This is a genomic window from Arcanobacterium pinnipediorum (genome assembly GCF_023973165.1).
Taxonomy (GTDB): Bacteria; Actinomycetota; Actinomycetes; order Actinomycetales; family Actinomycetaceae; genus Arcanobacterium; species Arcanobacterium pinnipediorum.
Map to the genome: position 1 here is coordinate 1,892,287 of NZ_CP099547.1, position 12,738 is coordinate 1,905,024.

Here is a 12,738-nt window from a genome sequence, read left to right on the forward strand (position 1 = left end):
CAGAGAAATACCCCCGCGTATGCGGGGAAGAGTATCGCAAGAACGTCAGTTCATCTTGCTCGAGGGAAATACCCCCGCGTATGCGGGGAAGAGTCTGCCAGTAAAAGCTGATTTACTAGCGAAATACCCCCGCGTATGCGGGGAAGAGGGCAAGATAATATTACGCATGACGTAGAGTGGGGAAATACCCCCGCGTATGCGGGGAAGAGCAGCGTGGCAGCCGGGAAATATCGCTAGCTTGGAAATACCCCCGCGTATGCGGGGAAGAGCGGCTACGAGCACCATTCCAATGGTTGCGTTATGGAAATACCCCCGCGTATGCGGGGAAGAGTTTCCTTGAACTTCGCTAAATGCCCATGCTTCGGAAATACCCCCGCGTATGCGGGGAAGAGTGTGAGTTTAGGACGCGGTACACCGATTCTTGGGAAATACCCCCGCGTATGTGGGGAAGAGACCGGTAAAGGACAACTGTACTTCATTAACAAGGAAATACCCCCGCGTATGCGGGGAAGAGCTAACGAGTCTGCGTTGAGCGGGAAGTCGTGTGGGAAATACCCCCGCGTATGCGGGGAAGTGAAGTGCCCCGGGTTTTGTTCCTAGGCACGTGCCTTGATTTCTATTATTTCATGGCCGGTGTTGCCGTTCCAAAACTCCTGTTCAACCTCAGCCGGTGTACGGTAGCCCAAGCTCTGGTGAAGTCGTGACTCGTTCCACCACGAAACCCATTCAAACGTCGCGATTTCTACGTCAACCACGTCCGCCCATGACCGCCTATGAATCAGCTCATTCTTGTAAGAACCGTTGACGTTCTCAGCCAAAGCATTGTCATAGGAATCGCCAACCGTCCCTGTCGAGGCAGTAATCCCATGCTCGGCAAGACGCTCATTGTAAACAATGGACACATACTGCGAGCCGTGGTCTGAATGGTGAATCAGCCCAGTTGTTTTCTTCGCACATACGATCGCCTGATTGAGCGCCTGCAACGGCAACGCTTCAGTTCGCATTGAACCGACTAGCGCCCACCCGACAATCCGTCGGGAGAACACATCGGTCACAAAAGCGGTGTAGACAAACCCCTTACGGGTACGGACATAGGTAATGTCACCCCACCCACAACCGATTCGGCCTCGGAGCTCGAAATTCACGTTTCACCAAGTCCGGGCGAGTATCTAGCCCCCGAGGTTTGCGAGTTGTCACAGGCAAGCGGCCCTTACCTTTACCACTAACTCCAGCAAGGCGCATCAAACGAGCGGTTTGCTCACGACCAATATCGATCCCCTCATGGCGCAACGCGTGCCACATCTTACGAATCCCGTAGACATTGTAGTTACTTTCATGAACCTCAACGATATGCACTATCGGCAGCAGCATCACGCAGGCTACGAGCACTCACACCACGGGATTTTGATTGACGATAGCCACGAGAAGTGATGAAACCACCAACACGGTGAGTGTTTAACGTCTTGCAGATGAACTCGACAGAGAAACGATTTCGATACTCATCAATGAACCGAATCATTTCCGACGTTTCGGGTCGAGTTCCGACGCGAAAAAAGCCGACGCTGCTTTCAACAACTCATTAGTATCGCGAAGCTCCTGATTTTCACGGCGTAGCCGCGCATTTTCGACTTCCAAGTCCTCCGGCAAGCGTTCAAGAACGCGTCCTTCACGACGAGCTACCTGAGTCCATTGCCGAGCAGTGTGCCAAGAAACACCTAGTTTCGGTGCCACAATCTTGCACGCTTCTTGCAAGGAAACATTCTCCGCCACAATACGGTCTTCTACCAAGCGGACGACGCGATCCTTCGCATCCTGATCAAATTTCTTTGGCATAGTCCAGATTATCCCATCTACTCAAACGGAACAAAACCTGGGACACTTCAAAGTCACCGGCTGGGATAAAAATGTTGAACCAACTCTTGCTGTTCCCGTAACAGCTGGTTTACGGGGTGCGTGCCGTAATAAGGGCTGGCAGTCACATCCGTTTGAGGGCTGGTTTATGTGTTATCCGGCGTTGGTTGTGCCACGTGCGAGGGGGTTGAAGATGCGTGCTCCGGTTGATTGGAAAGAAGCACGTGCTCACACGCCCGGCCTTGATGATGAGATGGTTGAAGAGTTCTTCACCCACCAACTACCTTCTTCCCCACTTAGTCCACCACCACACTTGTTAGAAGATGGTCCACGCATACTCCCGCGACGTAGTATCTTCACCCATGCTGACTTCACCTGGTAACACCACACCACCAACACCGCCGTCGTCAAATTTTCCTCACTGACACACGAGATTAATTCAGCAGTAGGTTAACGCAACAGAAACGCTTCTCGGAACACCGATACAACGAACTGGTTGATTTAAACGAGTAATTTTGTTGCAGATCACTGGGAATATTGTATGTCGAGCGTGAGGTTCGTTAGTCGATAGAGTGAATCTTTCTGGGTCGATGCTGGGGAGTGTGAGTGAAGATCTTGTTAGTGTGGGAGAGATTAATTCGCAAAAAGCGCTTATGAGTGCTGGTTTTGACTATGTGGGTAGTAAGACTGTTGGTTATGGTGTGAAGGAAATGGGAGTTGGTGCCCTTTTTGAACTTAAAGGAGTCTATGAGGTACCACAAATGGGTAGTTTTCATCCACGTACTGTCGAAGGGGTTTTCAACTACACTAATACTAATTCACGTGCTTTATGGAATAGTGCGGGGAAAAGCTTAGTCGAAGCTGGAGTTTCTGATTTTACCGATTCTTTAACTGGGATGGTTCTGCCTTAAGGAGTAGATAAAATGCGTTCTCGGGTGTTTAGTGCTACTAGTGGATATATTTTAGTTTTAGTTACGGTGTGGGTTGCTTTATGTTTTGTGGTTGTGACGAAAGAAAGTGATCACTCTTTACAGCTTCGATTGATAAGCGTGGTTCTTCCGTTTATATGCTTGATTGTTTTTGGTTTGTTTTTTCAGCGTGTTAAAAGGTTTTTCTTGTGGGTTATCATCTTGCTTTTACCTGCAGATATGTATCTGGTGTGGGTGGTTGGGGATAAAACACTTGGTTATACGTGGTTTTCTGCTGGTGTGATTGGTTTGCTTATTGGCATGTTTTTGCTTCAATATCAAAGACCTGTTCCAAAGGTAACGGTTGAAATCCAAGGAGCGGGTGGTGAAGATGTTCCTCCTCTTAAGTTACGCGAGATGAAGATTTATGCGAAAGAGGTTCATCGTAGTCGAGATCGTTTATTTCGTGCTCCTGTTACATATGAGGAGATATGTGTATATGTTGAGATTAAAGAGCGTACGATAAGGTTTACTGCGAGTCAGTTTGAGCCTGACCGGGTTGAGCGTTTGATGAATTTTCCACAGCATTTTATTGCTGGGACTGGACCGTTTTTGAGTGGTTTTGATTTTCCAGATAGTCTCATAGCTGAGATTGCTGAGAAGAATCTAGTTCCGGCTGGATGTCTCATTGTGACAGATGGTGACAACTTAGTAGGAACAATATATCCAGACGAGGTACCTGTTTTTCAGCAATGGGTCTTGCGAGTTTTTCACTAATTTATCGCTATGTTTTATAAATGTAATAGTTATTTAGAGAGGTCTTAGACCATGTATCCTGCATTGATCACTCTTGGGATTGTGTTATTCGTAAATCTCATCAAAGGCCTTATCCGTGTACTAGGAAAAACAGATAAAGACCCGAATAAAGATCGAACATTTTCCCACCCAAAGATACAGATTCTCGTTGGTTTATTGACATCTGTTGTAGCAGCGTTGATATTTCTGATAGGAATAATAAATTGGTTTTCCGACCAGCCAGTAGATCCTGCTATGATACCTATGAGTTCATTTACTCTTTTGATTGGTCTTTTTCTTCTGGCTTATGGCTTGTGGGGTCGAGCAGGAATTGACCGGGATAAGATCTGGTCGAGATTTGGAAAAATCTATTCCCGCGAGATCCGCTTTAGTGAGGTGACGCGCCTACATAAAGGCATCCTGTTATACAAGCTGTATGCGGGTAAGAAAAAAGTGACCGTTGATTTGAATTCGTCTAAGGTGACACTGATTCATTTACGGTTGTTAGAAGAGCTCCAACACCGCAGGTTTGAGTTACCAAATTTTACTATTGATGATCCTGGCTGGGAAGAAGCTGCACGGTATTGGCGTAAATGGTTAGCTAGAAGGCTCTACCAAGATCATCAAATGTTTTATGACAACAACCCGCAAGCCCTCGCCTATCTGAACTCGTTAACCGAGCCACCCACCCACTACGAGAACTAACGCGTTAGCGTGTAGTACTAAAACCAGAAGGATGCATATGTCAAACCCTGATCGTTTTGGTCGTTTCACGGTGGATAATTCACGGTTGCTGGTGTGGTGTATGTGGTGGTTGCGTGTTGAGTGTGTACGGATGCGTGGATTACGTGAGTCTCCGGTATTAACGGCAAAGATGTTGGGTGTGTTGTATCGGCCGTTGCGGTTTGTGTGGGATCCGATTATTAAGTTTTTTACGTTTCGGTTTAAGTATTATTCTGGTGAGGTTGACCGGTTATTTACTCAAGGCATTACGGCTGTTGAGAGTGGGGATCAAACCACTGCGTTAGCGGTGGTGATGAGTGTGGAAGAAAAGGTCGCTTCGACTAATTTTGATCCCAGCCCGTATAAGGATTATCTGCAGCGGTATCGCTATATGTTGATGGCAGGTAGTGCTCAACGTCAACGAGAGGGGTTGATTGATTTATGGTTTGATATGACCCATGATTGGCGAGAGCGTGGGTCTAAAGGCATTTACCGGTTTGTAGATGTTGCCGAGTTTAATATTGTTCTGGGTTTCTTTTCTGCGGTAGTTATTTCTATTGGTTTATTCTTCCCTATCTGGTTGTCTACTGGCTGGTATCGGCTTGTCCCACCGGTGTATATGGGGCTGATGTGTGCCTGGTCGTATTACACAGGCCGGCATTTAAACGGCATTATTAGTATTCTTGTCCAGGTTCTTGGTGGGGCTATTGGTGGGTTACCGTTAATCTATCTTACCGAGGTCATGTCACGCGGAGTGATCTGGTCATGGAGTAGTGGCGCTATTGTTGGTACTCTTTTTGCTAGTCATTATGCGTATAAGAGGTGTCAGTATTTGGCGAATAAGTATGGTCCGTTTGGGTGTTTATGGGCACGCCACATAACGAAAAACACCTATGAGTTGTTGATGGTTGATAGTGCGGGGAAGAAAGTCTGGCATTACCAGGTCACTGGCTGGTATAAGAATGTTGATGCCGCGTTGAGTGATTGGTTATCGATTGATTTACGTGGTGATTGCCGTTCGCCTGGAAGGAAAAATAATAAATTTCCGAACTGGTATCAGTGTTATCCGGCGTTGGTTGTGCCACGTGCGAGGGGGTTGAAGATGCGTGCTCCAGTTGATTGGAAAGAAGCACGTGCTCACACGCCCGATATTGATGATGAGATGGTTGAAGAGTTCTTCACCCACCAACTACCTTCTTCCCCACTTAACCGGCTCTTCGCGTTTTAGCGGGGTGTGGAGATGCAGAAGTGGTGAAGGTAGTTCATGCTTAGAGTGTGAATCAAAAACTTGAACGTACCTTCACCGCTTATGATCCTACCGTAATTCTTGCTCGGCTTGTGAGTTTGAAAGATATTCGCGTCTTGGCGTATCACCGTCATGGCTCTCAACAGGAAATCGAAATTGAACAAGTCCTTAAGAGACCAACATGCCCACGTTGTGAAAGTCTTGCACGCGTTAAAGAAAGGCCAAGAGTACGGTATATAGATTTACCTGTCTATGGTCGGTCTATGAGCTTGTTATGGCGTAAGCACCGCTGGTATTGTCCAAACGTTGCATGTGATGTTGGTTCATGGACAAGTCAAGATAAACGTATTGCTGCTCAACGTTGCCAGATGACTACCAGGGCAGCTAAATGGGCGACCCAGCAAGTAGGCATGGGACGAACAATTAGCGAAGTCGCAGCTGAACTTGGTTGTTCTTGGCACACAGTCAATGATGCAGTAACTATGTATGGTCAAGTGTTACTACAAGCAGACCGTAAGCGTTTAAACAAGACTCACGCAATCGGGCTTGATGAAACAAGTTTCGTTCGCATACAAGGACACCGCACAAGTTATGTCACTACGGTATGTGACGTCGAGCATCATCAAATCATTGATATTATCCCAAGCTGTAACTACATAGACGTAGCCCGCTATTTAAAAGACCAGCCCAACGCTTGGAAAGCACGAATCCGCTATGCCACTTTAGACATGAGCCCAACATACCGTGCTGTGTATAACGTGGTATTACCCCAGGCAACTCAAATAGCTGATCATTTCCATGTGATTACGTTAGCCAATCGTGTGTTAGATACTGTACGTAGACGCGTACAAAATCAGACCTTGGGACACCGTGGGCATAAAAAAGATCCTTTATACAAGATTCGGCGTTTACTGACATATGGTAGTGAAAAACTACTGCCAGCAATGGTCCAGCGTCTAGAAAGCATGCTTGTGTTAGGAGATCCTCACGCTGAAGTAGCGATTGCGTATCGGATAAAAGAACGCTTACGAGAGTTTTATCAGCAAACAGATCTTGGTGTTGCGACCACCATGCTTGCAGAATTGATACAAACATGCCTGGATGTGGCTATGCCCCCAGAAATTCAGCAGCTAGGACGCACGCTACAACGATGGCAGCTTCAAATCTTGGCGTATCATCAAACGCATCTTTCTAATTCCATCACCGAGGCGTTAAACAATCTCATCAAACGTATTAAACGTATCGGATTTGGGTTCACGAATTTCAACAACTATCGCATTCGTGCATTACTGTATGCCGGTAAACCTAACTGGAGACTGCTGCATAATATCTTCGTGTAACCTGTTTACCAGTGAGAAGATCACAAGGCATTTTCTATCATCGAGTGTTGCTCGCACTAACACCAACGGGTTAACAAAGACAATGTATGTTGCTTACTTTTGTATAGTTATTCCGGGCCACTAAAAATCTCATCACCACCACATTAACGCCAACGAAAACACAGCTGCTAACTTTAAAATCACTACACCAGCACCTGATACTAGGCCAGTAAACCCACCGAGTAACAACGTTTCACCCCGCTAAAACGCGAAGAGCCACTTAACCCACCACCACACTTGCTAGAAGATGGTCCACGCATACTCCCACGTCGTAGCATCTTCACCCATGCTGACTTCACCTGGTAACACCACACCACCAACACCGTCGTCGTGATAGGTTAGCGGCTGTTTTCTTCATTCAATGCCTTTGCGTATGGGACGAACGAGGCTGGCTACAGGCCATTATTGAGCGTGATGTGCATGGGCGTACTACCCGCACTGATATTCATGTCAACGCTCTAGGCTTTCTGGACCGGGTGGGTGATACGGATATTGAATGGGATTATGGACGCCCGGTATACAATCTTGTTGGTGTAGACCATCAACCATTCTTTAGTATCACTGGTGGTATTGATCTAGGAATACCTGGACATACTGGTAGCTGGGGTGAGTCATCAACCATACACTTAGATAACCCGTATCAGATAACTCATCATCATCTTCCCAGTCTGCCTGACGGGATAAGTGTTGGTAGCGGGAGCCTACATATTGGCGGCCTAGCATGGTTAGGGGCACGCGTGTATGACCCCACCACGCATAGTTTCCTCACCCACGACCCCTTACCCCCACTACCAGGAGTGGTATGGGAAGCAAACCCGTTCAACTATGCCGCGAACAACCCCTTATCCCTATCCGACCCACTCGGACTCAAACCAGTCACCGATCAAGAACTGGCCGCATACAACAACAACCGGTCAACAAGCCTATGGAACAAGATCGAGCAAAACGCTTTTAGCTGGGAAAACCTTGTTGGTCTAGCTATGATCGGCCTTAGCGGGCTAGCGTTGTTTACCGGCATTGGTCTTCCGGTTGCGGGAGCATTGTTTAGTGCCGGGGTGCAGATTGTTGCTGAGAAAACTTTTACCGGATCAGTGGACTGGTTGGGTGTCGGTATTAGTACTTTTGCTGGTTTAGGTGCCGGAGCGATAGTCAGCCGAATTAGTCCCAGCATCACGCGATCAAAAATCTTTGGTGGGGTTGTGAAAGGTGCTCAAGAGATTTTTAATGGCTTGTCTGGTGTTGGTAAGCGTGTGGCTCGTTTTGGGGTGGATTATGCCGGTGAGATGGTTGAAGATGGTGTAGCTGGCGTGCTTGAGTATAATGCTAATAATCTTCTTGGTCGCAATAACGAGCATGGATTTTTTGGAAGTATCACCAATGAGATGTTTAATCCGACTAACATGCTTGTTCGAAGTGTGAATTCTGGCCTCAAAGTTCGAGGAGAGGATTATTTTGGTTCCGATTATGGGAATGCGGGTGCGTTGTTTGAGCGGGCTGAACGTAAGGTGTTGCAGCCGATAAAACTGAGAATTGGAGTAACGATGCTGAATATGCATGTAGTACGTGGTTTGACTGATTATCCCTCTGTTACTGATAGTTTGCTTCCAGAAATTGTAATTGTTGATGAAGTTGTTCGCTAGTTGTGCGGTTGATAGGAGTTGAGAAGAATGGGTGATGATGTGGATAATTCACGGTTGCTGGCCTGGTGTATGTGGTGGTTGCGCGTTGAGTGTGTACGGATGCGTGAGATGGATGAGACTCCTGCAATTAGTCCGGAAAAACTTGGGGTGTTGTATCGACCGTTGCGTTTCTTGTGGGATCCGATTATTAAGTTTTTAACCTTCCCTCATAAGTATGATTCTGGTGAGGTTGACCGGTTATTTGCTCAAGGTATTACGGCTGTTGAGGGTGGGGATCAAACCACTGCGTTAGCGGTGGTGATGAGTGTGGAAGAAAAGATCGCTGATACGAATTTTAATCCCAGTCCGTATAAAGACTATCTTGATAGGTATGGTCGTCTTTTAGGTTTAGAGGATATAGGTAAGCAGCGGGTGGGGTTGGTTGATTTATGGTTTGATATGACTCATGATTGGCGAGGGCGTAGCTCTAAAGGTATTTACCGGTTTGTAGATGTTGCCGAGTTTAATATTGTTCTGGGTTTCTTTTCTGCGGTGGTTATTTCTATTGGCTTGTTTGTTCCTATCTGGTTGTCTTCTGGATGGTATCGGCTTGTCCCACCGGTGTATATGGGGCTGATGTGTGCTTGGTCGTATTACACTGGCCGGCATTTAAATGGTTTAACTGGCACGCTTGTCCAGGTTCTTGGATGGGTTATTGGTGGGTTACCGTTAATCTACCTTACCGAGGTCATGTCACGCGGAGTGATCTGGTCATGGAGTAGCGGCGCTATTGTTGGTTTTACTTTTGCTAATCATTATGCGTATAAGATATGTCAGTATCGGGCCAATAAGTATGGTCCGTTTGGGTGTTTATGGGCACGCCACATAACGAAAAACACCTATGAATTGTTGATGGTTGATAGTGCGGGGAAGAAAGTCTGGCATTACCAGGTCACCGGCTGGTATAAAAATGTTGAACCAACTCTTGCTGTTCCCGTAACAGCTGGTTTACGGGGCGCGTGTCGGGTGAAGGGCTGGCAGTCACATCCGTTTGAGGGCTGGTTTATGTGTTATCCGGCGTTGGTTGTGCCGCGTGCGGAAGGGTTGAAGATGCGTGCTCCAGTTGATTGGAAAGAAGCACGTGCTCACACGCCCGATATTGATGATGAGATGGTTGAAGAGTTCTTCACCCACCAACTACCTTCTTCCCCACTTAACCCACCACCACACTTGCTAGAAGATGGTCCACGCATACTCCCACGTCGTAGCATCTTCACCCATGCTGACTTCACCTGGTAACACCACCCCAAACCACACCACCGTCGTCGTCTTTTTCTTGGTTAAGCCAGACCCTTATTAATGCTGTGCTCACGTGTTCTTGATGGGATACATTTTAGTGGTTGCGGTTTGGGTATCTAGAGCCAGCGGGGGCAAAAGTGGTGAGTATTCGACGTTGTGGCTGGAAATCCCTGTAGACATTGTGTGCCAGAGTCCCTTGCTATAAAATTTTTGTTGGAATACCGCACGTATTGAAAGGTTAGAGCAATGGGGAAATGGTTTTCTCAAGCTCGGGAGATTGAGCGTTTACGTCACGAGAAACAACTCCTGCTACATGAGAATCAGCGTCTATTGGCGCTCGTAGCTCAACTCAAAGAACACGTCGGTGAAGAAGCAGCCGATGTTGATACTTTCGCTGTTTCTGCTGAAGAACGCTTAATGGCTGCTTCGGGACGCAAGATTGCGGCAATAAAGGCATATCGTGAACGCACTGGAGCTGATCTTGTTACGGCGAAAAACGCCATCGACTCCGTATCCTAACTATTGGCTTTCCTTAGTGGCTACATACAGAAGTAATCGTTGAATTTTTATACCGGTACAGGCTTTCAAGACACTTTCATCGACTTTAGGCATTACCGTATTGTTTTCTGGCATCACCTTGGCAGATAACGTCTCTGTTTATCAGCTTGGTTCACACCGACGTGGTGTATTTACGTTTGTTAGAAGAACTCCAACACCGCAAGTTTGAACTACTCAGCTGTGCTATTGATGATCCAGAGTGGGAAGAAACGGCTAAGGTATGGCGTAATGTTTCGCCGAAGATATCTATAACGAGCATAAAGAGTTTTACGCTAACAATCCGCAAGCCCTCGCCTACCTGAACTCGTTGACCGAGCCTCCCGCCCGCTACGAGAACTAGGAGCTCTGTTCGCGATCTAACATCACAATTACTTCGCAATGTTTGGTATGGGGAAACATATCCACCACTTTTCCGCGTGCTACCGTATAGTTCGGCATTAACGCCACGTCGCGCGCCAGCGAGTCCATATTGCACGAAGAGTACAGCACGTGCGATATACCTGATTCATTGAGCCACTGGCACAGTTGCGTACTTAGCCCGCGCCGAGGTGGATTGACGACGACGGCGTCCGGCATCGCAACGTTAGCCTCCGGTATCGCACCGGCTCCAACCTCTGCCCGCTCAGTTACATTAGCTACCCACTCGGTGGCGTCGCCAGTAAAGAACCGGACTCGATCCGCCAACCCCATCTGTTGCGCTGTCTGGTTTGCTGCCTGGACTGCCTGCTCAGAGGTTTCCACGCCAACAATGCTCCCGTGAGTGCGACCGGCAGCTAACGCGAGCGCGAACCCGCCAACTCCGCAATACAAGTCCCACACATGATTAACATTGCCTAACCAGTGCACCGCCGTGCGGTAGAGCTCCCCGGCGGCATCGGTGTTTGTTTGGAAAAAAGATTGCGGGCGAAGGTTTAAGGTCAGCTTTGCCCCAGCTGAAAAACTTGAACCATGCAGATCACAGTTCACCTGCATCGGCAATAGATCAGCGTCGTTGACAATAATTTCTTCGGCGCCTTCAATAATCGCTTTGTGTTCGGGCTGAACATTGAGCGTGAGTACCTTGATAGTGGGCAGTGCGGCTAAAAGTTCGTCTTTACGTTTGAACACAACTCCTTGCACTCCGCGCCGGCGCACCACGAATCGGACCATGAGTTCGCCGTCGTCAGACTCGGTGATAATTACGTACTTGAGCACGCCCCGATCGGTGGCTGGCGAATACGGTTCGAGCTGGCAGGCGGTGATGAAGCGCGCGATTTCGGGGATTGCTCCGCGAATACCGGGGGTGGGCAGGGGGCAGTTGCGCAAGTCCACCCCGCGCCCGTCGCCACCTAAGATTCCAAGTTTCGGTTCCCGAACGCTGCCAGTCACAACGAGTTTAACCTTGTTGCGGAAGGCTTGTGGGCGAGATTCAAACGGTTCTTCCCACACGTGTGCATCGATCAGATTCTCGGCGCGCTGCTGCTTTGCCCGCACCTGCTCCGGGTAGGGCGTTTCCAGTTCGGTACACGATCGGCACACTCCGCGCTGGAAATAGTCACAGTCGAGAGTCTGGCTCGCTATCTCACGCACCGGAAGCTGGCGATGAGCTACGGTCTGGCTCATTGTTCTCACGTTTTCGCTCTCCTAGCCGACGTCGATTGGTGCAGTTTATTTTAGTCTTCTCGGCCCAAGTCATGCCCGGCAAGAAACGCAGTGACGTCTCGTTTGGCCTGGTCGATCCCGACGAAGTGTAGTGCCCGCAATCCAGCTTCGCGAGCGCCGACGACGTTGGCGTACGTATCGTCGAAGAATAAAATGTTATCGCCAGCCTCGCCAAGAGCCTCGATTGCTGCGCGATAGATAGCTGGGTCTGGTTTAGCTAACCCGAGTTCGCAGGAGAATAGCGACACATCAAAGAGGTCAATCCAGGGCTTGTTTTCTTTTAGCCATGCCAAATGGGTTGCTGGGACGTTTGACAGGACGTTGGGGTGGAAACCGCCGTCGTGTAATTCTTCAAGCCAGGTGGTCATATCCTGATGGTGCGCCGACCATGATTGCACATCGGCTAGCTCAGTTTCGCTAACAAGGCCAGGGATACTACGGAAGTCGACGCCGAGTTTAGCGCCAATAGCGTCAAGATATTGACCATAATCTTGGGTTCCAGCATCGAGCGGATCACGCAATGCACGATAGAGATGATCGAACTGCGCCCGATCTACACCGAACTCATCAAGGCGAGCTGCCCGATGAATCCCGGCAACACCTTCGTCGGTCTGTACTTTCATAAACAGGCCGAACAGATCAAATAATATTTTTCGCATACTGCTATTGTCTCATCTCTGCTTGCAGTTCATTCAGCTATTGTGACGCACATCTGTTTA

At 48.2% G+C, this 12,738-nt stretch carries 11 protein-coding genes, 1 pseudogene and 1 CRISPR repeat array (1 of these 13 only partly in view); of the genes and pseudogenes, 9 read left to right on the forward strand and 3 right to left on the reverse strand.

The window, feature by feature from the left end:
* Positions 1 to 576: direct repeats of the CRISPR family, unit length 30 nt; unit sequence TGGAAATACCCCCGCGTATGCGGGGAAGAG; it begins 59 nt to the left of the window's first position.
* A gap of 20 nt (positions 577 to 596) precedes the next feature.
* Positions 597 to 1,833, reverse strand: a pseudogene (locus NG665_RS08400) (IS3 family transposase).
* A gap of 187 nt (positions 1,834 to 2,020) precedes the next feature.
* Between NG665_RS08400 and NG665_RS08405 the strand changes: the two are divergent.
* From NG665_RS08405 to NG665_RS08445, 9 genes are all read left to right on the forward strand, one after another.
* Positions 2,021 to 2,233: a hypothetical protein gene (locus NG665_RS08405; RefSeq protein ID WP_252673247.1), complete on the forward strand. Its 213-nt coding sequence runs from the start codon at positions 2,021 to 2,023 to the stop codon at positions 2,231 to 2,233.
* 220 nt (positions 2,234 to 2,453) lie between these two features.
* Complete coding sequence (locus NG665_RS08410) at positions 2,454 to 2,762, forward strand: hypothetical protein (RefSeq protein ID WP_252673248.1); 309 nt, start codon at positions 2,454 to 2,456, stop codon at positions 2,760 to 2,762.
* 12 nt (positions 2,763 to 2,774) lie between these two features.
* Entirely contained in the window at positions 2,775 to 3,536 is a 762-nt protein-coding gene (locus NG665_RS08415) for a hypothetical protein (protein ID WP_252673249.1), read from the forward strand.
* A gap of 51 nt (positions 3,537 to 3,587) precedes the next feature.
* Positions 3,588 to 4,259: a hypothetical protein gene (locus NG665_RS08420; RefSeq protein WP_252673250.1), complete on the forward strand. Its 672-nt coding sequence runs from the start codon at positions 3,588 to 3,590 to the stop codon at positions 4,257 to 4,259.
* Between the two features lie 37 nt (positions 4,260 to 4,296).
* Complete coding sequence (locus NG665_RS08425; protein ID WP_252673251.1) at positions 4,297 to 5,505, forward strand: hypothetical protein; 1,209 nt, start codon at positions 4,297 to 4,299, stop codon at positions 5,503 to 5,505.
* 47 nt (positions 5,506 to 5,552) lie between these two features.
* Entirely contained in the window at positions 5,553 to 6,863 is a 1,311-nt protein-coding gene (locus NG665_RS08430; RefSeq protein ID WP_252672639.1) for an ISL3 family transposase, read from the forward strand.
* 455 nt (positions 6,864 to 7,318) lie between these two features.
* A complete protein-coding gene (locus tag NG665_RS08435) occupies positions 7,319 to 8,542 on the forward strand; it encodes an RHS repeat-associated core domain-containing protein (protein ID WP_252673252.1) in 1,224 nt (407 codons plus the stop codon).
* A gap of 27 nt (positions 8,543 to 8,569) precedes the next feature.
* On the forward strand, positions 8,570 to 9,820 hold the full coding sequence (locus NG665_RS08440; protein ID WP_252673253.1) for a hypothetical protein: 1,251 nt from the start codon (positions 8,570 to 8,572) through the stop codon (positions 9,818 to 9,820).
* 246 nt (positions 9,821 to 10,066) lie between these two features.
* Positions 10,067 to 10,339 carry a 50S ribosomal protein L7/L12 gene (locus NG665_RS08445; RefSeq protein ID WP_252673254.1) on the forward strand — a complete coding sequence of 91 codons (273 nt, stop codon included), beginning with the start codon at positions 10,067 to 10,069 and terminating at the stop codon, positions 10,337 to 10,339.
* 375 nt (positions 10,340 to 10,714) lie between these two features.
* Here the strand turns inward: NG665_RS08445 and NG665_RS08450 are convergent, their stop codons facing one another.
* Together NG665_RS08450 and NG665_RS08455 are read right to left on the reverse strand one after the other, a co-directional pair.
* The gene (locus NG665_RS08450; RefSeq protein ID WP_252673255.1) at positions 10,715 to 11,980 is read right to left on the reverse strand and encodes a methyltransferase domain-containing protein; all 1,266 of its coding nucleotides are present in this window, start codon (positions 11,978 to 11,980) and stop codon (positions 10,715 to 10,717) included.
* Positions 11,981 to 12,030: 50 nt separating this feature from the next.
* Complete coding sequence (locus NG665_RS08455; RefSeq protein WP_252673256.1) at positions 12,031 to 12,678, reverse strand: HAD-IA family hydrolase; 648 nt, start codon at positions 12,676 to 12,678, stop codon at positions 12,031 to 12,033.
* Positions 12,679 to 12,738: the final 60 nt, after the last annotated feature.

Excerpts from the sequence above, each read along its gene's own strand:
- NG665_RS08415 (WP_252673249.1), top strand. The coding sequence starts at position 2,775 with ATGCGTTCTCGGGTGTTTAGTGCTACTAGTGGATATATTTTAGTTTTA.
- NG665_RS08420 (WP_252673250.1), top strand. The coding sequence starts at position 3,588 with ATGTATCCTGCATTGATCACTCTTGGGATTGTGTTATTCGTAAATCTC.
- NG665_RS08425 (WP_252673251.1), top strand. The coding sequence starts at position 4,297 with ATGTCAAACCCTGATCGTTTTGGTCGTTTCACGGTGGATAATTCACGG.
- NG665_RS08440 (WP_252673253.1), top strand. The coding sequence starts at position 8,570 with ATGGGTGATGATGTGGATAATTCACGGTTGCTGGCCTGGTGTATGTGG.
- NG665_RS08445 (WP_252673254.1), top strand. The coding sequence starts at position 10,067 with ATGGGGAAATGGTTTTCTCAAGCTCGGGAGATTGAGCGTTTACGTCAC.
- NG665_RS08450 (WP_252673255.1), bottom strand. The coding sequence starts at position 11,980 with ATGAGCCAGACCGTAGCTCATCGCCAGCTTCCGGTGCGTGAGATAGCG.
- NG665_RS08455 (WP_252673256.1), bottom strand. The coding sequence starts at position 12,678 with ATGCGAAAAATATTATTTGATCTGTTCGGCCTGTTTATGAAAGTACAG.